The sequence below is a fragment of the Paracoccus sp. SM22M-07 genome, assembly GCF_001887735.1.
GTDB lineage: Bacteria > Pseudomonadota > Alphaproteobacteria > Rhodobacterales > Rhodobacteraceae > Paracoccus.
This window is the reverse complement of sequence record NZ_JPKW01000014.1, coordinates 42,906-62,628: the sequence shown is the minus strand read 5'-3', so window position 1 is coordinate 62,628 and position 19,723 is coordinate 42,906. Positions and strand designations below refer to the sequence as shown.

At 58.4% G+C, this 19,723-nt stretch carries 21 protein-coding genes; 13 read left to right on the top strand and 8 right to left on the bottom strand.

Annotated features, from left to right (window positions below; genetic code table 11):
- Positions 1–881 precede the first annotated feature (881 nt).
- The 3 genes from IE00_RS19900 to IE00_RS20415 all read right to left on the bottom strand — a co-directional run bounded on the left by IE00_RS19900 (position 882) and on the right by IE00_RS20415 (position 2,333).
- Positions 882–1,448, bottom strand: coding sequence for a hypothetical protein (locus tag IE00_RS19900; protein ID WP_139291509.1), 567 nt, complete (start codon positions 1,446–1,448; stop codon positions 882–884).
- Between the two features lie 329 nt (positions 1,449–1,777).
- On the bottom strand, positions 1,778–2,107 hold the full coding sequence (locus IE00_RS20420) for a hypothetical protein (protein WP_205949700.1): 330 nt from the start codon (positions 2,105–2,107) through the stop codon (positions 1,778–1,780).
- A 70-nt stretch (positions 2,108–2,177) separates the two neighbouring features.
- The gene (locus IE00_RS20415) at positions 2,178–2,333 is read right to left on the bottom strand and encodes a hypothetical protein (protein ID WP_205949699.1); all 156 of its coding nucleotides are present in this window, start codon (positions 2,331–2,333) and stop codon (positions 2,178–2,180) included.
- A gap of 247 nt (positions 2,334–2,580) precedes the next feature.
- On the opposite strand from IE00_RS20415, the gene IE00_RS16605 reads away from it, so the two are divergent.
- Both IE00_RS16605 and IE00_RS16600 read left to right on the top strand, forming a co-directional pair.
- Positions 2,581–4,431: a site-specific DNA-methyltransferase gene (locus tag IE00_RS16605; RefSeq protein ID WP_072298305.1), complete on the top strand. Its 1,851-nt coding sequence runs from the start codon at positions 2,581–2,583 to the stop codon at positions 4,429–4,431.
- A gap of 3 nt (positions 4,432–4,434) precedes the next feature.
- On the top strand, positions 4,435–7,056 hold the full coding sequence (locus IE00_RS16600) for a DEAD/DEAH box helicase (protein ID WP_072298304.1): 2,622 nt from the start codon (positions 4,435–4,437) through the stop codon (positions 7,054–7,056).
- A 201-nt stretch (positions 7,057–7,257) separates the two neighbouring features.
- On the opposite strand, the gene IE00_RS16595 is transcribed toward IE00_RS16600, so the two are convergent.
- Positions 7,258–8,547 (bottom strand): Y-family DNA polymerase, encoded by a 1,290-nt coding sequence (locus tag IE00_RS16595; protein WP_072298303.1) that lies wholly within the window; start codon positions 8,545–8,547, stop codon positions 7,258–7,260.
- Between the two features lie 11 nt (positions 8,548–8,558).
- A complete protein-coding gene (locus IE00_RS16590) occupies positions 8,559–8,999 on the bottom strand; it encodes a LexA family transcriptional regulator (RefSeq protein ID WP_240493965.1) in 441 nt (146 codons plus the stop codon).
- Positions 9,000–9,357: 358 nt separating this feature from the next.
- On the opposite strand from IE00_RS16590, the gene IE00_RS16585 reads away from it, so the two are divergent.
- From IE00_RS16585 to IE00_RS16560, 6 genes are all read left to right on the top strand, one after another.
- On the top strand, positions 9,358–9,930 hold the full coding sequence (locus IE00_RS16585; protein ID WP_047998169.1) for a recombinase family protein: 573 nt from the start codon (positions 9,358–9,360) through the stop codon (positions 9,928–9,930).
- Between the two features lie 230 nt (positions 9,931–10,160).
- A complete protein-coding gene (locus IE00_RS16580) occupies positions 10,161–10,739 on the top strand; it encodes a DsbE family thiol:disulfide interchange protein (RefSeq protein WP_240493963.1) in 579 nt (192 codons plus the stop codon).
- Positions 10,736–11,257 (top strand): TlpA disulfide reductase family protein, encoded by a 522-nt coding sequence (locus tag IE00_RS16575; protein ID WP_072298300.1) that lies wholly within the window; start codon positions 10,736–10,738, stop codon positions 11,255–11,257. The genes IE00_RS16580 and IE00_RS16575 overlap by 4 nt, the downstream gene beginning before the upstream one ends.
- 115 nt (positions 11,258–11,372) lie before the next feature.
- Positions 11,373–12,074, top strand: coding sequence for a cytochrome c biogenesis CcdA family protein (locus IE00_RS16570; protein ID WP_369796074.1), 702 nt, complete (start codon positions 11,373–11,375; stop codon positions 12,072–12,074).
- A 4-nt stretch (positions 12,075–12,078) separates the two neighbouring features.
- Positions 12,079–12,693, top strand: a complete 615-nt coding sequence (locus tag IE00_RS16565; protein WP_035746435.1) for a class I SAM-dependent methyltransferase — start codon at positions 12,079–12,081, stop codon at positions 12,691–12,693.
- Between the two features lie 112 nt (positions 12,694–12,805).
- Complete coding sequence (locus IE00_RS16560) at positions 12,806–13,465, top strand: cation diffusion facilitator family transporter (RefSeq protein ID WP_170864190.1); 660 nt, start codon at positions 12,806–12,808, stop codon at positions 13,463–13,465.
- Here the strand turns inward: IE00_RS16560 and IE00_RS16555 are convergent.
- From IE00_RS16555 to IE00_RS16545, 3 genes are read right to left on the bottom strand one after another with little or no spacing between them, the layout of a single operon-like run.
- The gene (locus IE00_RS16555) at positions 13,449–14,696 is read right to left on the bottom strand and encodes a cytochrome P450 (RefSeq protein ID WP_072298299.1); all 1,248 of its coding nucleotides are present in this window, start codon (positions 14,694–14,696) and stop codon (positions 13,449–13,451) included. The two genes, IE00_RS16560 and IE00_RS16555, sit on opposite strands and share 17 nt — an antisense overlap.
- A gap of 3 nt (positions 14,697–14,699) precedes the next feature.
- On the bottom strand, positions 14,700–15,200 hold the full coding sequence (lspA, locus tag IE00_RS16550; RefSeq protein WP_072298298.1) for a signal peptidase II: 501 nt from the start codon (positions 15,198–15,200) through the stop codon (positions 14,700–14,702).
- On the bottom strand, positions 15,197–16,051 hold the full coding sequence (locus tag IE00_RS16545) for a cation transporter (protein WP_072298297.1): 855 nt from the start codon (positions 16,049–16,051) through the stop codon (positions 15,197–15,199). The genes lspA and IE00_RS16545 overlap by 4 nt, the downstream gene beginning before the upstream one ends.
- 56 nt (positions 16,052–16,107) lie before the next feature.
- Between IE00_RS16545 and IE00_RS16540 the strand changes: the two genes are divergently transcribed.
- From IE00_RS16540 to IE00_RS16520, 5 genes are all read left to right on the top strand, one after another.
- Entirely contained in the window at positions 16,108–16,452 is a 345-nt protein-coding gene (locus IE00_RS16540; protein ID WP_036708219.1) for a helix-turn-helix transcriptional regulator, read from the top strand.
- Positions 16,449–16,637, top strand: a complete 189-nt coding sequence (locus IE00_RS16535; protein WP_035746442.1) for a multicopper oxidase domain-containing protein — start codon at positions 16,449–16,451, stop codon at positions 16,635–16,637. Before IE00_RS16540 ends, IE00_RS16535 begins: the two co-directional genes overlap by 4 nt.
- Positions 16,638–17,137: 500 nt before the next feature.
- Complete coding sequence (locus IE00_RS16530; RefSeq protein ID WP_025031067.1) at positions 17,138–17,737, top strand: recombinase family protein; 600 nt, start codon at positions 17,138–17,140, stop codon at positions 17,735–17,737.
- A gap of 157 nt (positions 17,738–17,894) precedes the next feature.
- Positions 17,895–18,950, top strand: a complete 1,056-nt coding sequence (locus IE00_RS16525; RefSeq protein WP_072298296.1) for a PAS domain-containing sensor histidine kinase — start codon at positions 17,895–17,897, stop codon at positions 18,948–18,950.
- Positions 18,951–19,081: 131 nt separating this feature from the next.
- Complete coding sequence (locus IE00_RS16520; protein WP_371328453.1) at positions 19,082–19,465, top strand: recombinase family protein; 384 nt, start codon at positions 19,082–19,084, stop codon at positions 19,463–19,465.
- Positions 19,466–19,723: the final 258 nt, after the last annotated feature.

The window sequence follows — 19,723 nt, the reverse complement described above, 5'->3', positions numbered from 1 at the left end:
AGCCATGTCTGGCCTCCTTTGTGGTGAGGGCGTGGGGCTTGGTGCCTCCTTCCGCCGATGGGCTGCGCCTCGGCCAATCTGTGACCGAATACGCATGTATTCGGCGGAACAGAGTGGGAGAGGGCGAAGCCCGATCCACGGGCCTGACACGGATAGTCAAAGGATCGGAGCCGGGGGGTGGTGCGGCCCGCAGCGCGCAGCGCGAGGACACGGCCCCCGGTGGAGACGACGCCGCAGGCGGCGCTTGTCTTTTGACTTTCCGGGGCAGGTCTGTTGGGCGGAAAACAAGAAAGAAAGGATCGTCGCGGCGGGGGTGAGCGGGGCCGCAGGCCCCGTCGATCCCCCGGCGTGTCCGCTGATCAGTCTCAAGACCGGCACAATGCCGGTCTTTCAAAGATCCTTTGGGCCAGAGCTATCCAGCCCGCCGACCAGGGCGGCGGGCCTTGCATGGCGGCGAGCTGGACGCGCCATCACAGAGCGAAGGAAAGCGAGCTGCCTTGTGGGAAGGTCTGGCCCGATCAGCCCACCGAAGCGCACGGGTTGACCACAGGCCCTTGCTCGATCCTTGGCGTCTCGCGCGGGCCTGCTTCGGCCTTCCGCCTCCGCTCCCAAGGTCGCTGCATCGAAAGGCTGGACAACCCTCGACCGCACCCGCGCCAGCGATCGTCACCCGAAGGGCCGAGACTTTGCCCCGGACAGGACCATGCGCCGCGCCGCGCGGCGGCTCGGAACGAGACGGTGCGCGGCGCAATCTTGGGCGCAGGGACGGGCAGGGGGAAAGGCTCGGGGCGAAAGCCGGTCATGCCGGCCTGAGCCTAGAGCGCGGTCCTGGACGGGCGCGGCATCGGGCATCGCACGAGGCCGCAGACGGACAGGAGGCGTCACTTGCTAGTGAAATGTGCAATACCAATGGCAGCCGCAATAAAAACAAGAATGAAAAATATTCTGAGACCAACACCATCGTTTGCGCTCTTCATTCCATCGTAAATTCTAGCCAGAACAACAGAAAATATAACCAGAATCATGCACAACATAGAAATTAAGAACATTGACAGTGTTATCTTTTCAATATCCACACTGGACCATTCAAATCCTAGATGGGCTAAAGCCAGTATAGAAGCTACAGACAGCGTAAACGCCGAAACCGTTGCAATAGTCTGACAGAGGGCCATATAGCTTGCCCTTGTTATTTCTTCTAACCCAGTCATCTTTACAAATTTATTTGCTAACGATATTGCTAAGCATGATACTATCAAAGCAATGATAACCAGCAATGCTTCGACACCATATGCTGAGTTCATAGCAGTGCTTAACCTGCTTACACCCCCAGGGAGTAAGGACAAGGGTATGTAGATTAGGCAGAATGGGAAAGAAAGGAAGATGCCTACCCGGCACGCCGCCTTAATATCATTGTCGGATGCTTCATTTTTAGCGAATATGTCTTGCATTGCCAATCCGATCATAAGGGCAAGAAAGAAAAGCTACGTTGGGTCATGCGACCACCGGCGCTCTGTTATTAGACGAACTTCTTTGTCAGCACCTAGAACTATTCTTCACCGGGGTTAGGCCGGGCCGCAGGCCCGTTGTATTCTCCGGACCAGCTCCAAGTATGGCTCAAGACCGGCACAATGCCGGTCTTACCGATTTAGGTCGCGAAGCGACCCCCGCGCGGGCAGCGCACAGTCCGATGGGAAGGGGCGCGTTTGGCGCTCCGCCCCATCGGACACCAATCGCCGCAACAGGATTGGGTGGGCCGCTGCCCCCCCCTGCCTGTCGTTTAGCTGCGCCGCACTCGTATGATTTTGGTATGCACTCGCGCCGTGCTGAACGTCTCGGGCGGCAAGGTTTCTAAATGCTCTGCCTCGGGATGCTCGAAGGTCAGGGGAACCAAGGCAACAAGCGTTGCCGGTTCGGCGTGACCGCCTCGGCCAAGAAGAGAAAGCACGGCGGCGATATGCTTCCGCACCGCGCGAAAAGGCGGGTTCATGATGATACGGGGAAACTCCACGCGTCCCTTCACTTCGTCGGCATATTCCAGAAAACAACCGTGGATCGTGGGACCGATCCTTTGCACCATCGCCGCAAGCTGGTGGTGCCGTTCGATCATCGTCAGTTCGCGCGGGCTGTGCCCGGACGCCAGAAGCGCCCGTGCAAGCTGGCCCGTCCCGGCGCTAGGCTCAAGCGTGGAGATAGTCGCCCTGGGGGCCGAGGTAATCGACCATCCGCCGGGCTACATCGCCGGGGGTGACGTGGCATTGCGTGGCCCGGTCAACCGCGATGATTTCGAGGGCCTCGATCTGCGCAAGCGGGGCGACTTCCCCGCGCTTGCGCACGGGGATCGTCAGGGGCTTGTTCGGGCGGGAATAGATTGCCGTGCAGTATCAACGCGAAGAATTCAATTGCGACATTTGGACGAGTGGCTGACGGAAGGCTCACTGCCGTTGGGTGAGTCACCTCCGGGTGTCACAAATCCTGCTGTCTCATGCTGTGCAGCTAAAACAACCGACTGGTGAAGGTGCAATGTCGTAGTTAGGGTGCCACCAAAACCGCGTGTCGTTAGATGACACACAGGAGGGCAGCGTGACTGAGCTATATTTCAAGGGAAAAGAATTTGTTTACAACCACCATTTGACGGTGCCGCACCGCCCGTTGGAAATGCATGCCGACAAGGGAATTGGTGATCCGCGCCTGGATGGAAACCTGATCCTGCAAGGTGATAACCTGCATGCCTTAAAAGCTCTACTGCCGCTTTACGCTGGAAAGGTGGACTGCATCTTCATTGATCCACCGTACAATACAGGAAACGAGAGCTGGTCCTACAACGACAATGTAAATGCACCAATGATAAAAGAATGGCTTGCGTCAAATCCAATCCAAAAAGATGACGGCTTGAGGCATGATAAATGGTGCGCAATGATGTGGCCGCGTGTTCGCCTTCTGAAGGAATTATTGAGCGACACTGGACTAATTGCTGCGACAATTGACTCAAATGAGCTGGACAACATGCTAGTCCTATTTGATGAAATATTTGGCTCTGAAAATAGGCTCGCAGTGGGAGTTTGGCAATCTGATCCCAGTGGCGGAAAACAAAAGTCCTCTTTGAGAGTTGGTCATGAATTCATTGTCTTTTATGGTGGCGGAAGCCCTGACCTTACTAAGGAAAAGAGCGCTGGCTCGGAGCTCAATTTGGAAGACCATGAAGGCGCGTATTGTAAGGGTCGTGAACTCAATAAATGGGGAGCAAACTCACTACGTGAGAATCGGCCAACGATGTTCTTTCCGCTTGTAGCACCTGATGGTTCAGATGTGTTTCCAATACGTGGAGATGGAAAGGAAGGGTGCTGGCGCTTGGGCGCGGAAAACCCCCTTATGAAATCACTTATTAAAGGCCCAGAGTCTGCACATTGGGAAATGCGTCCTTTCGACAAAGGCGTCGTTGTAGATGGGGCAACCGAAAGATGGGTTCCCTACGAAAAGATCCGCAATGAGGAGCGAGCATTTGGTTGGTCGACTTGGCTGAGTGCGCTGGCAACTACAGCTGATGGCACGAGAACCGTCGCGGAGATTTTCGGGAGCTCTGTGTTTGAAACTCCTAAGCCTGTTCAACTACTCGACTTTGTAGTGAGGCTAATCGCAAATGATGACGCGGTGTTCCTAGACTCGTTTGCGGGAACTGGGACAACTGCGCATGCTGTTTTGAGGGCCAATCGCGAAGATTCAGGGACTAGGAAATTTATTTTGGTTCAAATGGATGAAGGCGAAGGCAAAGTCAACGCTGATGAATTGACCGCAGAGCGTGTACGGCGCGTAATCAACGGATACGAATTTACAGGAACGCAAAAGACTGAGCTTCTTCGGGAAAAATTGAACTGGAAGAAGCTTCAGTCCTTTCAAAAGATCGAAGAGCAAGTTGAAAAGATCGAAAACCTGCACGGTCATGAGTACGATACAATTAAAAAGACGGTCAAAGACGGCGAGTTGATCGTGACCGGCGAGAAGAAGGTTGATGAACGGGCCGAAGGCTTGGGTGGCGAGTTCACATATTGCACCCTTGGCGCACCTATCGAGATGGATAAGATCCTAACCGGCGAAACTCTTCCGCCCTTCGTTGATCTGGCGACGGTTCTCTTTCACACCGCCACCAATCTGCCTGGTGATCCTGCCAAGGTGGATGCTGACGCGTTCTTCATGGGAGAGGCAAACGGCCAGATGCTCTGGCTAGTCTACAAGCCGGAACTGGACTGGCTGAAAACGCCGAACGCGGCCCTGTCACTGTCCTTTGCCCGCAAGATAGCGGAAGAGCACCCTAAGGCGCGGCACCTGGTCTTTGCGCCTGCTAACCACACCAATCCCAAGATACTCGCGAAGGAAGGGTTGAAGGTCGAATTTTCACCGTTGCCCTACGCGCTGTATCGCGTCGAGAAGGCATAAGGCATGCGCACGCTTGATTACCAAGAGCGCGTGATGAAGGCGCTCGATACCTACCTTGCAGAACTGAAAACGCAGAAGGCCAAGTCAGACAAAGTGGCCGCGCTGGTCAAGGCTGATCCCGATCTCGGCATTGATATTCCAGACTTTGCGGCGAAGGCTTGGGAGGAGCTGCGGAAGCAATCGGGATTGCTGCCCACGCGAATCGACAAGAAAACCAAAGACCCCATCCCGTTTTCTGAACGGAAAGACGGGATCGGCCGATCGGTGCCCAATATCACGCTGAAAGTCCCTACCGGCGGCGGTAAGACTTATCTCGCCGTCAACTCGATCTCTCGCATTTTGGGAAGCTATATCGGCTCGAACAGCGGCTTTGTGCTCTGGATCGTCCCGAACGAAGCTATCTACACCCAAACCCTGCGACGCCTGAAAGATCGGCAAGATCCTTATCGCCAAGTGTTGGATCGGGCGGCAGCTGGTCGCGTGAAGATCATGGAGAAGAATGATCGCCTAGACCGTCGCGACATCGACGCACATCTTTGCGTGATGGTTCTGATGCTTCAATCGGCCAACCGTGAGACCCAAGACAGTCTGAAGATGTTCAGGGATCGCGGCGACGTTCATGGCTTCACTCCGACCGGGCAACAGGACAAGCACGAGGAGCTCCTCAAGGCGATTCCGAACCTGTCGACCTACGATCATGGTGACGCCGTCGCGCCTTGGGCGATGGTGAAAGACAGCTTGGGAAATGCCCTACGGATCATCCGCCCGATTGTCGTAGTCGATGAAGGGCAAAAGGCCGTGTCTGAATTGGCCTTCAAGACACTCTACGGCTTCAATCCTTCCTTCGTCCTTGAACTTACAGCCACGCCGAAAGACGTTGCTCCGTCTGCGACGAAAACAGGCCGATATGCAAACCTGTTGGTTGAAGTGACTGGCAAGGAGCTGGATCAGGAAGGCATGATCAAGATGCCGCTAAACCTCGATCCTCGGCAAAGCTCTGATTGGCACTCAACCCTCGATGTAAGCGTTACCAAGCTGAGTGAAATCCAAGCTGCGGCAGAGGCATACGAAGCTGACGGCGGTGACTACATTCGCCCCATAATGTTGGTTCAAGTGGAGCGCACCGGTGACGACCAACGCGAGGGCGGGTTCATCCATGCCTTGGACGTGATGGACCGGCTAAAAACACTCGGCTTCGATGAGGCTGAAGTTGCGATCAAGACGGCACAGAGAAACGACCTGAAAGAGCCCGAGAACCAAGATCTTCTTTCGCCCACCAACAGGGTGCGTGTCATCATCACCAAACAGGCGCTGCAAGAGGGCTGGGATTGCCCATTTGCGTATGTTCTGTGCTCGCTTTCCGCTAGTAGCAATATGAGCGCCATGACCCAGCTTGTAGGGCGCATTCTTCGTCAGCCCTACGCGCACAAAACCGAGGTTCCAATCTTGGACGAGTGCCATGTTGTGACGCATCACGCAGGAACAGGTGATGTGATCAAGGCCATCAAAGATGGCCTTGAGAAGGATGGCTTGTCTGACCTTGTGGTTACGACTCCAGGAGGCGACGGCGGCGGTTCGAAGGCGGGGGTTGCCCGAGAAGTCGCGCGACGTGACATCTTCGATCAGAAAGACATTTATCTACCGAAAGTGCTCTGGGTCCAGGGTTCTGAAACTCGGGATTTCGATTACGATACGGACCTTCTGTCAAAGATCGATTGGACGAACTTCAAACCTGATGAGATGGCGAAGAATCTTCCCGCCAATCCAACTGAAGTGACTTCGCAGCTGCAACGATTTAGTCTTAGCGGCCCTGATGGCAAAATCGTCAACGAAGACGGTGATATAATTTCCGAAAGAATGGTGTTCGATCCCGTCTTCGTCACCAGATCGATTTCGGACATCGTCCCGAATGCCTTTACCGCGCGCGGTATCGTGTCTGATCTGATCGTTGCCTTGGATGGCGTTGGCTATGATACGGAAAAGCGCGGCAAGCACGCGGGCCTGATCCTGACGGAACTACGCAAGGCTTTGGAGGCAATGCGTTCCACTGTAGCCGAAGCGCTGTTTAGGTCGCTGGTTGCAAGTGGGGAAATCCAGTTTCGTCTGCGCGTGGATGGCCGGAATTGGAAGATGCCGTCCAAGGACATCACGCTTCAGCCGGTCAATTCTGCACCTCTGCTGAACGACAAACATCAGCCTATCGCGAAGAGCCTTTTCGAACTGAACTATCGGGCTGAGTTTAATGACGACGAAGCGAAGGTTGCCGTCCATCTGGACGGAGCCGCTACGGTGACTTGGTGGCACCGAAACGTCGCAAGGCATCAGTACGGTTTGCAAGGTTGGCGAAGAGGCCGCATTTACCCAGACTTCGTGTTCGCGGCTAATACATCTGGCGGCAACAGCCGTTTGGTGGCCCTTGAAACAAAAGGCGATCAGCTCGCAGGAAATCTCGATACTGCATACAAGCAGGGTGTCCTCCAGGTTCTTACCAAAGGGTTTGCATGGGACCACACCCCTCCGGCAGGGCAAATGCAGCTTGTGAACGATGATGGATCGGTTGTCGAATGTGCATTGGTGTTGATGTCCAATATCAATGCTAGGCTGCCCGACTTAATCGACCCATAACAAGTGACATAGGTTCCGGCGTGACGTTGCCCCCTGCCGCCTTCACCCCCGCAACGGGGCCTCACGCTGCGCAATCCGCAAGGCTCCGCGCCAGCCCCCGTTGCCCAACCCGCCCGAATGGGCAAAACTCAAACCCGGAGTCTCGTTCACGCTGGATAAGGTGAGGGCAACGTCACCAGTTTTCATGGTGTGGCTGTTTCTTTATACGTTCAGTGTTGGAAGCTCACTTATCCTCGTTGTATAGCGTGGCGATCGGTGATCTGCCTTCGTCGCCCAAGATCGGCTGACCCCCTCACGCGCCAGCACCATCGTCTTCTTGCCGAAGCGGTCATTAATCGCATCGAGCGCGTCTGTCAGGTGCGCGTCGCGTGGCCTCTCCGGGGGGAATAGCATGGCAGGTCGGTCAGCCTCGGGCAGCAGGTCATCGAGGATGATCCCGGCCTTGGTGTAGCCATAGCCGTTTCCGGAAAGATCGCCCTTCCAGCCCCTCCGCGCAGCCGCCACGGCAGCATCCACCAGGTCGAACGTATGGTTGGACATGGGTCGCAGGCGAATGCTGCGCGAGAACGAATGGCGCGGCCTGTCGAGCTTGTGCGGGTTGGTGTGGTAAAACACCGTCATCGTGCCTGCTACCAAGCCGTGCTGGCGCAGCTTCTCGGCCGCCCGGGTAGCGTGAGCGCTGATGGCCTGGGCCAGCGTGTCGAAGCTGGTCATAGGCGTGCCCGCGGAGCGGGTGACAGCCATGCCCTTGCGCTGCGGGGCCACGTCCTCAAAATCGACGCAGGACACCCCACGCAGCTCAGCCACCAAGCGTTCCAGGACAACCGTGCCGATCTTGCGGCCAAGGGCCAAAGGCAGGTCGCGCAGCTCGGCGGCAGTGTTGATCCCTTGGGCCTTCAGCTTTGCCTCTGTCGCTGACCCCACGCCCCAGATTTCTCCGATGGGAATGCGGCGCATCACATAGTCCCGCACGTCCTGCTCCATGAGATTGCAGACCCCAGAAAAGAGCGGGTTCTTCTTGGCGGCATAGTTCGCCAGTTTGGCAAGCGTCTTGGTAGGAGCAATGCCAACGCAGGTCGGGATGCCGGTCTCGGTTCTGACTGCATGCCGCATCTGGGCGGCATGGGCCTCCATGCGATCCCCGAAGCCCGCAAGGTCAACGAACGTCTCGTCTATCGAATAGACGTCGAGGCGGGGGGAATAGCTGTTCAGGACTTCGACCACGCGGCGGCTGAGGTCGCCGTAGAGCGTGTAGTTCGATGACAAAGCCTTGACCCCATGCCGCTTCATCAGGTCACGGATCTTGAAAACCGGCTCGCCCATCTTGATCCCAAGGGCCTTGGCTTCATCGCTGCGGGCCACGGCGCAGCCGTCATTGTTGGACAGGACAATGACGGGGATGCCACGCAACGACACATCAAACACGCGCTCACAGCTGACGTAGAAATTGTTGCAGTCGATCAGCGCAATGGGGCGGTCGGATTGCTCCACCGGGCCTGCCCTTATTCGATGGGCAGGCGGCGGACGACACCGGCCACAACCCCCCATATCTCGGTCGTCTCCGTGACCGGGATTGTCGCATAGCCATCCGCGCGGGCGCGCGGATCGAGAAACCAGACACCATCGCGTTTGGCGAGCTTCTTGACGGTAATGGCGCCATCGACCACCGCGACGACGATGCGACCATGGCGGCGCTTGCCCGCGCGATCCACGGCGATCAGGTCGCCGTCCAGGATGCCCTCGGCTTCAAGGCTGTCGCCCGACACCCGCCACCAGAAGGTCGCATGCTCATGCCGCACCACCCACTTGATCGGGTCGATCGTATCTTCAAGATCATCCGCGGCGGGTGACGGAAAACCGGCCGGAACCGGCATGGATGCCAAAGGCACATGCCTGTCGATGAGCGTGATTGTGATAGAACTGAGGTGCACGGTCATGATCATTAGAACAATACAGGAACACCCGCCATAACCCGAACACCCCCTGCGGCGTCAAGGACGGATCGAGAAAATTAGCTCCTAAAAACACCTTATATATCTCAGGTCTACTACATTAGCTCCGTCGCGGCTCCCGGCCAGGGGCTGCGGACGGGGCGGGATACAGCGCTGCACACCTTGTGGCCTGAATTGCCCCGCCCGAGGGCCGACCGAGAAAAGAGTGGGCTTTTCCGTCGAAATCGTAACTTTTGGGCACACCCGTGAGGGACGCATGAATGTGACAGCAGAAAATGTCACAAATGAGTGGCGCAACAGGCATTGTGACAGTATCAGGAATATAGCCACCCTAAAGTGACATTTCTACATGCCCAAGATCGGTTACGCCCGCGTCAGCTCAACAAGTCAGGATCTCGAAATCCAGAAAGCCAAACTGAAGGCGGCAGGCTGTGAAATTGTCCGCGCCGAAACCGGCTCTGGAGCATCCCGTGACGGTCGCACCGAACTGGCAACCGTCCTGGAGTTTTTGCGTGCAGGTGACGAGCTGGTCGTGCATCGCCTCGACCGCCTTGGGCGGTCAACCCGAGACGTTCTGAATCTGGTGCATGAGTTGGATGCGAAGGGCGCGTCGTTGCGTATCCTTGAACCCGAGGTGACGACGGCCGGCGACATGGGGCGCATGGTGATCACTGTCCTCGGCATGGTCGCTGACATGGAGCTGAAGTTCATTCGCGACCGCCAACGCGCAGGGATCAACGCCGCAAAGGGCAAGGGGATCTACAAGGGGCGGCAGAAGAAGGTCGATGACGCTGAAATTCAGAGACTGGCTGCAGCGGGCACATCCAAAGCCCAGATTGCCCGAGACCTGGGGGTTTCGCGCATGACCGTATATAGAGCGCTGGATACAGGAAGTGCCAAAGCGGACGCAGACCCGGATTAGGTCCGCTGGCTGCTATGCGGGACGAAGGGGCCGTTCAGAGGTCTGAATTCAACGGCCTCTTCAGATACCAACCTTTCGCTGATTTCTTAGGAATCTAGACAGTAAGTATGGCTCGGGTCTGCGAAGCCGCGGCCAAGCCTCCCCCATCGTTCGGCATTGTGATCGGCGACGGTTTGCTTCATATCAGCGGTTGCTGATACCTTATTCCTTCCAAGCATTGATGGCAGGCTATGAGTTCGAAGGATAACCAAGAACAGCGGCGCCGGAGCGGACGGCCGCTCATGATTTTGCCTATTCTTCTGTTTGGGTTGCTGGGCGTAGTCTTCTACTGGGGCCTCTGGAACAACGACGACCGGTTGCCCTCGACGCTGATCGGAAGACCAATCCCGGAATTCGCGCTCCCGCCCATCGAAGGGCGGCAGGACGGCCTAGCCTCGGCGAACCTGCTAGACCAGGTTTCTCTCGTCAACGTCTGGGCGTCGTGGTGCGTCCCCTGCCGCACGGAGAACCCGCTTCTCGTCAATCTTGCCGAAGCGGGCACCGTTCCGATCTACGGTATCAACTACAAGGACAATGCCGAGGAGGCGCTGGGTTTCCTCGAAGAGCTCGGCGATCCCTTCACCCGCATCGGCGCGGACCGATCAGGCCGCGTTGCGATAGACTGGGGCGTCTATGGAGTGCCGGAAACATACATAATCGACGCCGAGGGGCGCATTGCATACAAGCATGTCGGCCCCTTTGATCAGGCCTCGCTTGAGGAGGACATTCTGCCGGTCGTGCGCCGGTTGCAGGCTGAGAGCGACCCGTGAGGCGACGTGACGTCCTTGCCGGAGTCTTGGCGCTTGCGGCAAGCCCTGCCTCCGCCCGACCACCGATCCCTAATCACGGGACTCCGCGTGATCTCCTGTCGCCGCCTTTCGTGGATGGAGATGGACGGAATCTGACGCTGGCGGACTTCGAGGGACGTGTCGTGCTTCTGAACATTTGGGCGACCTGGTGCCCGCCTTGTCGCGAGGAGATGCCGACGCTCGACGCGCTGCAAGCGCGCCTCGGCGGATCGGATTTTCATGTTCTGCCGCTGTCGATCGATCGGGCCGGTCTCGAACCTGTGCGCCGCTTCTACCGAGAGACCGGCATTCGCAACCTCGATCTCTATATCGCGGAGGATACGCGCGCGATGCTGGCCTTGGCCGTGGTGGGCCTGCCGACAACGATTCTGATCGACCGCATTGGGCGCGAGCGCGGGTGCCTCGCAGGCCCGGCCGAATGGAACAGCCCCGAAGCCGTTGCGCAGATAAGCGCTCTTATTGACGAACGTAAGCAATAGGACATGGAAAAGCACGACGACCGCGCCAGCCGTTCCGCTCCGTGCGCACACGTGGTGGCGGTCTACCGATCAGTTTGGAGATGTGGATTTGATTGAACTTTCCGCTCTTGGACTAATGGCGGCATTGCTGGCCGGTGCCGTTTCCTTTCTGTCGCCCTGCGTGCTGCCGCTCGTGCCCGGCTACGTATCCTACGTTGCCGGACGTACGGTCACCGGCAGTGCAGCGCCTTCGAAGGGGCGGGCCGTCTGGCTCAGCTTCTGTTTCGTCCTTGGCTTCTCCACGATATTTATCGCGCTTGGGGCCTCTGCCACCGCGCTCGGTCAGGCGCTGCTGCAGTGGCGCTACGAACTCAACCTCGTCGGCGGCGCGATCGTGATCCTGTTCGGTCTGTTCATGATCGGGGCAGCGCGCCTGTCGGCCATGGAGCGCGACCTGCGTTTTCATCTCGACCTGCCGGGCGGGCAACCGGTCGCCTCCTACGTGCTCGGACTCGCCTTCGGTTTCGGCTGGACACCGTGCATCGGGCCGATCCTCGGCGCCATCCTAACCGCCAGCGCGACAAGCGCGACGATTGGCGAGGGCGTCGCATTGCTTGCCTTCTACTCGGCCGGCCTTGGGATCCCGTTTCTGGTCGTCGCGGGGTTCACCGACAGTATTGCCGGCAGGCTGCGCGGCATCGGTCGTTGGGGTCGCCGCCTGCATCAGGCTGCGGGCGGCGTCATGATCCTGATGGGCCTGGCGATGATGACCGGGCGGTTGAGCGCACTGGCCTACTGGCTGCTGGACACCTTCCCTGTCCTTGCGCGGATCGGGTGAACAGATGCGACTGTACGAGAAACATATCCTCCCTCGGCTGACGCATCTGGCGATGGGCCAGGATCAACTTCTTCCCTACCGGCGCCGCGCCGTCTCCGGGCTGCATGGACGTGTGCTGGAGATCGGGATCGGCTCGGGCCTGAACCTTGCGCTCTACCCTGAGGCCGTGCGTCAGATCATCGGTGTTGACCCGTCGCCCGAACTCCTCTCTCGGGCCGCGCAAACCTCCCATGGCCTGATGCCCGCGGCCGAGATGATCGAGGGCGTGGCCGAAGCATTGCCGCTGGAGGATCGCAGCGTCGACTGCGTCGTCGCCACCTGGGCGCTCTGCAGCGTGTCGGAGCCGGAGAAGGCGCTCGCCGAGATCCGGCGCGTTCTCAAGCCGGACGGCATCTTCCGCTTCGTCGAGCATGGTTTGGCGCCGGAGCCCGGTGTCCGGCGCTGGCAGCGCTGGCTCACGCCCGTCTGGAAACACTGCGCCGGGAACTGTCACCTTGACCGTCCAACGGCCGGCTTGATCGAGACAAGCGGCTTCCGAATGGAGCGGCTCGACACCGGCTACGCGACAGGTCCGAAGCCCTTGGTTTTCATGTATGAGGGGCAAGCTCGCCTCTACTAAGGAAGCTTGGAAAAAGAACAACATCGGCTTTCGATTCGTGGCGCAACACTAATGGCAAGGCAATCAATTCCCGCCTCGAACTTTTGCTGCAGGCTCCGCATTATGAGGTATTATGAGTAGTCAGAAAGATAACCGGCAGGCCAATCTGACGCGCGGCATCCGCGTCGAGATCGCCAGCCTCGTCTACAACATCATCGAGGTCGTCGTATCCGTCACCGTGGGACTTCTGACCGGCAGCGCGGCACTGGTAAGCTGGGGTCTCGACAGCACGGTCGAAGCCACCTCAGCCGCGACGCTGATCTGGCGCTTGAAGGGGGAGAAGGACGGTGCCGGCAAGCGCACGGTCCTGCACCGCAAGAAGGTCGCGCTCTACGTGGTTGCCTGTGCCTTCTGGATCGTCGTCGCGGCGATCCTCTACGAGGCGGTCTCCGCCTTCATTTCGCAGAAGGCGCCGGGCTTCAACTGGTGGGGTATCGCGATTCTGGGTGCTTCGCTCGTGGTCAACCCGTTCCTCGCCTGGGGCAAGTATCGCTATGGCAAACGGCTCGATGCGCCCGCCCTGAAGTACGATGCCAAGGACACCATGATCTGCCAGTATCAGACAATCGTGGTGTTGGGCGGGATCGGTCTGACGCAATGGATGGGCTGGTGGTGGGCCGACCCGGTCGCGGCGCTTCTGATCGTGCCCTACGTTGCGTGGGAAGCGTTTGAGGCCACCAAGGATGCGCGGTCGGTCGAGCCGGAGGAGGCCGACGCTACTGCCGACGCCTGACGTTGCGCATGATGAACCGGGATTTAGGCATGGGCGGCAGTTCTTCGGTTTCCAGATCCAGATCCTGATCTGGCACTTCGTAGTCGATGGCGTTCACGAAGAAACTGCAAAACGCCTTCATCTGGCTGATCGCGATCCACTCGCCCGGACAACGGTGGTTCCTGTGGTGATCACCACCGCCCTGCGGAATGAAGTCGTAGGGGGTGACCTCCCGATCGTGAAACCGCTCGGGCCGGAACTCTTGCGGCGCGTCCCACGAGCGAGCGTCGGTATTTGTGCCGTAGAGGTCGAGCAGAACCCTGTACCCTTTGGAAAAGCGATATCCGCGCCACTCGAAATCACTCTTCACCCGTGCCGCGACCGCGGGAAAGAACGGATACAGACGGCGGACCTCTTGCACGAAAGGTTCGAGCTGTCCCTCGTCGTCCTTCAGCTTTTGCCGCCACTCGGGATGCCGATGCAGGGCATGCGCCGCCTGGGCGATGAACGCAGAGACGGCGACGATCGGGCGTACTACGTTCAGAAGCTCCACGGCGGCAACCTTGGAGGTCAGCAGCTCCCCATTCAGATCGCGCCACGTCGCGACGACATGGGCGGCGCTTTCCTGTCCTGTCTGAAGGCTTCCGTCGCGCAGCCGTTCAATAATCCCGGCTATCCAACGCTCTGCGCGATGCCGCGCCAGACGCGCACCCCAGTGCTTCCAGCCGACCGCCCCGGCGTCTTGGAAGAGCGCCGTCATCTGCGCCGTCCGCGTCTCGACCTCCGCTTCGGGAAGCGGCACGCCCGACCAGGCGCAGGCAGCTCTGGTGAGGATTTCGCGCACTTCGTCGTAGAGAACGACCTTCTCCGCCGCTTGCCAGTCCCGTGCGTAGCGGTCCAACAGGTCCCGCGTCGTGTTTTCGAGAGCTTCGATCCGCTCCGACGCCATGAGTGACATAAACATCCGCTTCCGATGACGGTGGGCCTCGCCATCGAGCCCCTGGATGCCCTTTTCGCCGAGCAGGGTTCTCTGGATACGCTTCGGCATCGAGCCTGCGCGCACGAGCCCATCCTCGGAATAGAAGACCTCCGCAGCTGCGGCACCAGTCATGCAGATCGTCTTTTGAAAGAGGATGCGGGTCTCGAACAGGTCGCCCTCAAGATCGCGGCATGTGTCCGGAATGAACCCATATGGGTTGCGCAGCAGGGCAAGCGTGCTGTCGATGCCCTTTGCGGATGGAATGCTGGACATCGATTATTTCCCCGTAACGTTTTCTTCTCGGTGGTTACGTTCGGGCTTGTTCTGCGCCGAGCGGAAGCTGTCCCAGAACAGCAGGACTGCACCGCAGAAAATCGCCACATCCGCAAGATTGAAGGACGGCCAGTGGTATGTTCCGTAATGGAAATCCAGAAAGTCTGGGACGGCCCGATAACGCAGCCGGTCGAGGACATTGCCGAGCGCGCCGCCGATGATCAGACCGAGAGCGGCAGCCGTCAGCCTGTCCGGCGCGCGCCACAACCAGATCAGCAGCCATGCCACGATCACGCCAGCAAGCGCGATGAGACCCCACCAAGGCACGATCCCGCCCAGCATACCGAAGCTGACTCCATCGTTCAGAACCCGCACGAGATTGAGAAAGGGTAGAACCTCGACGCCGCGCTCAAGCGCCGGTGTGTTCAGCGCAAGCGCCTTGGTACCCTGATCGAGGCCGAACGCCGCGATCGCGCAGAGCCCGCCCAGAACGCGGCTGTTCATGCCGCTGCCTTCAGATCGGCCCGCGCATCGCGGATGATTGCCCAAGACGAGTGCAGGAACAGTCCGGCGATGCCGAAGGCGACGATGAGGTCCGGCCAGGCGCTGCCCAGCCACGCCACGAGACCGGCGGCAACGACAACCGCCGCATTGCCGATGGCGTCGTTGCGCGAGAATAGCCAGACGGCCCGCATGTTCGCGTCGCCCTTGCGGAACCGCAGCAGCGGCAGAACGGAGATGACGTTGACGACAAGGGCAATCATGCCAAGCAGGCCCATGAGACCCGCATCCGGCGTCGTCCGTTCGAAGATCCGGACGATGGTCGTGCCGAGGACGCCGAGACCGAGGAGCCCGAGGAAGATGCCCTGGATCAAGGCCGACCGTGCCCGCCAGGCGAGGCTCCAGCCGATGGCCAGCAGGCCAAGGAAGGTGATCGCGCCGTCGCCGATGAAATCGAGCGCATCGGCTTTCACGGCCTGTGACCCGGCGATGAACCCGCCGATCATTTCAACGACACCGTAACCCACGTTCAGGATCACGACGATCCAGAGCGCGCGTCGGTAGGCCGGGTCCTGATGGGCGGGATTCGGCGGAATGTCTCCATCGCCTTCGATCCGGTCGAAGCCGTAGCCGGTCACCGCAACGGCCTTTTCGATGTCCGGCAGGCGCGCTTCGGGGGCGCTCAGTGTCATGATGTGCGTCGCCGCCGACACCTTCACATCGTCAGCCGCGACTCCGGCCGACTGCGCCGCCCGCTCGATCTGCGCGGCATCCTTCGCGCAGTCCATACCGGAAACCCGGTAACGGACGGGCGGAACATCTGCCGTCGGTCCGGCACTTTCGGTGTTGGCCATGGTCGCGCTATTCCTGCTAGAATGAATTGAAGAAAAACGTATCAGCGAGGAGTGATATGGCCCAAATCGTCGATGACCGCAAGAGCGCGACCATCGAGCGACGGGCGAAGCTGTTCCGCGGCTTCGCGGACCCGAGCCGCCTGGCCATCCTCGGTGCACTTTGCAACGAGCCATTGGCCGTTCACGAGATCGTCGAGCGGACCGAACTATCGCAACCCAACGTCTCCAACCATCTGAGGTGCCTGCTGGACTGCGGGCTTGTCGCCAGCGACCGCGAAGGGCGCTTCATCCGTTACCGTATCAGCAACCCGCGCATCACGGTCCTTCTGAACGATGTGGACGCACTTCTCGACGTGGTCGCAAAGGGTGTTGAGGCGTGTGACAATTATCGTGAGGCGTGAGTCAGAACGGACGGCCGGTCGACTCGGCGCAGATCGGTTGGAAAGATGTTGTCCGTGTGCAGGGTCCGACCGGAATCCTGCTGAGGTTCGACAAGCTGGCTTCGGAAGAGACACCATTCATGTATCACTGCCACATCCTCGAACACGAGGATGCGGGCATGATGGGGCAGTTTACGGTCACATAACAGGACCCCACCCGCTCGACACCGGGCGTCGTCAAGAGCTTACGTCTTCTTGCGGCGTTCTATCAGGTGCCGGTGTCGCCTTGTTGAAACGCATTACGGAGTATGTCTAGACCCGAACGGAGAACACCTCGCTAAGCTGCGGGTCCGCCGAAGCGGCCGTCCAGTCGCTCGGCAGCATTCGTCAAAAAGGGCTCCCTCAAGCCGTTCGCTGCGATCTGCGCGAACGGCTGCTTCGACGCTGCGGCCGTTCACTGAACCGTCTGTGACAGGCTGCTGAACTTATTTGTGAAAAACGACACCATTGCTTCATCCATGATCTGCTTCCCAAAGGTGTCCGCAAGGGGAACGCTGAGCGGACGCCGTCTCGCCTCGGGCCCACACCTTATATTTAAGGGGAAAATCGATTCTCATTTAGTTGGTACGGTGATAGTATCATTTAACGGGCCTTTTTCGTTACAATTCTACATGGGTCCAGAATAATTTTTCCGAAGGACGCCCCCATGTCTGAAACTCGTATTGGATACGCCCGATGCTCGACCGATAAACAGGACCTTGCCGCTCAGAAGGCAACCCTCCTGCATCTCGGTGTGGCTGAGGACCGCATCTATACTGACCATGGCTTGACCGGAACGAACCGCGAGCGGCCAGGACTGGCGCAGGCCTTGGCCGCCGTAAGAGCCGGCGACACACTGGTGGTCCCAAAACTCGACCGGCTGGCAAGGTCGGTTCCGGACGCTCGCTCTATCGCAGACGAGTTGGCAAAGCGCGGGGTTAGGCTTGCCTTGGGGGCGTCGGTCTATGATCCGCACGATCCGATGGGAAAGATGTTCTTTAACATTCTTGCCACCTTCGCCGAGTTCGAGGCTGACCTGATCCGCATGCGCACCAAAGAGGGCATGGCAGTCGCCCGCGCTAAGGGGAAGCTGAAGGGCAAGAAGCCCAAGCTGTCGGATCGCCGCCAGACAGAGTTGCGGCGCATGTATGACACGGGCGACTACTCCATCAGCGATCTGGCAGAACTGTTCGATGTTTCGCGGCCGACAGTCTATCGCGTCCTACAACGGACGCCGAGCGCCGAAGTATCCATCGAAGCGCGCTAGCTGACCTTCGCCGCGCTCTACATCAACAACTGCTCTGCGGACGAAGCAGACCCCTAGCTTACAATGATGAATGGTTGTTTTTGGACAATTTCAATCCGAGAATTAATTGCCGATGCATGTCACATGACAATTGTAAACCTTCTGTTATGTTGCAGAGATGACATCTGTTGCAGACACACACAGCCTGACTTGGCAGGTTTCACCCGACCTACTGGGTATCGTCAATCAGTCGGGGGTTTTCGTGGAAACCAATCCGGCTTGGCAAGCTGTTCTCGGTTGGTCTGAGGCCGAAATAAGAAGCATGGTCTTCACCGACTTTCTTCATCCCGACGACCTGGATCGTACGCTGGCGTTGTTCTCCAAGATGAAGAAGGGTGAACCTGCTCTGCACTTTGAGAACCGATACAGACGCAAGGATGGCGACTACCGATGGCTGTCATGGGTGGCCGTCCCTGAAGGGGACATCTTCGTGTGCAGTGCACGAGATGTGACACGGGACAAGGCGAACGCCCGCGCCCTACAATCCTCCGAGGATGAAGCACTCTTGCGCGAACAGTTCATCGCTATCCTGGGACACGACTTGCGCAATCCTCTGGCGGCCATTGGGTCGGCTGTTCGCATAGCTTCACGCCAACCCCATGACGAAAAGATCGCCGCGATGTTTGCAGCCATAGATGGAAGTGCGGGGCGGATGGCAAAGCTGATCGACAGCATCATGGACTTTGCGAGGGCTCGCCTTGGCGGCGGTATCCCTGTCGATTTGAAACGGGTGGAGAACCTTAATGACGGCTTCGAGAATGTGATCGACGAAATCCGCCTCGCACATCCCGAAAGGCTCATTCAAGTATTATTCGCTTTCGAAAATGTGTTGATCTGTGACGCTGCGCGACTGGATCAGCTTCTTTCGAATTTGCTTGCCAATGCCGTGACTCATGGTTCGAGGGACAAACCCATTACTGTCGCAACATTTGAGGAGGATGGTTATTTCGTTTTGTCAGTAACAAATTCTGGGAAGGTGATCTCCCAGGATACACTTGTGAACCTTTTCAAGCCATTTGAACGCGCGGACGAAAGTGACTCTCTCCAAGGTCTGGGTCTTGGGCTTTATATCGCAGACCAGATCGCGAAAGCCCATTCCGGCAAGATCGCTGCGACGTCGAATGAAGCGGCCACTGTTTTCCGACTGGACATCCCACTGGAACAAAATAGCTGACTTTCGTGCATGCTCGCAGCATCGTTCGAATTGGGCTCAAACCGGACTTTTGCCGCGCAAAGCGCGGATGACAGCTACGCTGCTTCCAGCACCAGCCTACGCCACTTGGCCATAAAGAAAGTGCGCCAAACATCGCGGAAGATCACAGGCGGTCGACCCGAGACGTTCTGAATCTAGTGCATGAGTTGGATGCGAAGGGTGCGTCGTTACGGATCCTTGAGCCCGATGTGACGACGGCAGGCGACATGGGGCGCATGGTGATCACCGTCCTCGGCATGGTTGCCGACATGGAGTTGAAATTCATCCGGGACCGCCAACGCGCAGGGATCGACGCCGCGAAGGACAAAGGGATCTACAAGGGGCGGCAGAAGAAGGTCGATGACGCTGAAATTCAGAGGCTGGCCGCAGCGGGCCTATCTAAGGCCCAGATCGCCCGAGACCTGAGGGTTTCGCGCATGACCGTGTATAGAGCGCTGGATACGGGAAGTGCCAAAGCGGACGCAGACCCAGAGTAGGTTAGCTGGCTGCTATGCGGGACCAAGCAGTTGTTCGCTTCACCTGCAGTATCGGATTCATGGTCTGTGTTCGAATGGCGCCGAAGGGCGGGAAGAAGACCTTCGCCGCACGTGTTATGGACGTCCGCTTCCGGACTACCCGTGCTTGGGCTAGGCAGCCCACAGGTTTACAGACTGGGTCACGGTTTTCAGCGCTCGTCGCCAGGACTAAAGGTCACCACGTCAATCAACATGCAGCGTTGAGTCCTGCGCCAAACT

Bases quoted from the DNA above. Each gene is read 5' to 3' on its own strand.
- IE00_RS19900 (WP_139291509.1), bottom strand. From the start codon at position 1,448: ATGCAAGACATATTCGCTAAAAATGAAGCATCCGACAATGATATTAAG.
- IE00_RS20420 (WP_205949700.1), bottom strand. From the start codon at position 2,107: ATGATCGAACGGCACCACCAGCTTGCGGCGATGGTGCAAAGGATCGGT.
- IE00_RS16600 (WP_072298304.1), top strand. From the start codon at position 4,435: ATGCGCACGCTTGATTACCAAGAGCGCGTGATGAAGGCGCTCGATACC.
- IE00_RS16590 (WP_240493965.1), bottom strand. From the start codon at position 8,999: ATGATCATGACCGTGCACCTCAGTTCTATCACAATCACGCTCATCGAC.
- IE00_RS16585 (WP_047998169.1), top strand. From the start codon at position 9,358: ATGCCCAAGATCGGTTACGCCCGCGTCAGCTCAACAAGTCAGGATCTC.
- IE00_RS16580 (WP_240493963.1), top strand. From the start codon at position 10,161: ATGAGTTCGAAGGATAACCAAGAACAGCGGCGCCGGAGCGGACGGCCG.
- IE00_RS16570 (WP_369796074.1), top strand. From the start codon at position 11,373: ATGGCGGCATTGCTGGCCGGTGCCGTTTCCTTTCTGTCGCCCTGCGTG.
- IE00_RS16565 (WP_035746435.1), top strand. From the start codon at position 12,079: ATGCGACTGTACGAGAAACATATCCTCCCTCGGCTGACGCATCTGGCG.
- IE00_RS16560 (WP_170864190.1), top strand. From the start codon at position 12,806: ATGAGTAGTCAGAAAGATAACCGGCAGGCCAATCTGACGCGCGGCATC.
- IE00_RS16555 (WP_072298299.1), bottom strand. From the start codon at position 14,696: ATGTCCAGCATTCCATCCGCAAAGGGCATCGACAGCACGCTTGCCCTG.
- lspA (WP_072298298.1), bottom strand. From the start codon at position 15,200: ATGAACAGCCGCGTTCTGGGCGGGCTCTGCGCGATCGCGGCGTTCGGC.
- IE00_RS16545 (WP_072298297.1), bottom strand. From the start codon at position 16,051: ATGGCCAACACCGAAAGTGCCGGACCGACGGCAGATGTTCCGCCCGTC.
- IE00_RS16540 (WP_036708219.1), top strand. From the start codon at position 16,108: ATGGCCCAAATCGTCGATGACCGCAAGAGCGCGACCATCGAGCGACGG.
- IE00_RS16530 (WP_025031067.1), top strand. From the start codon at position 17,138: ATGTCTGAAACTCGTATTGGATACGCCCGATGCTCGACCGATAAACAG.
- IE00_RS16525 (WP_072298296.1), top strand. From the start codon at position 17,895: ATGACATCTGTTGCAGACACACACAGCCTGACTTGGCAGGTTTCACCC.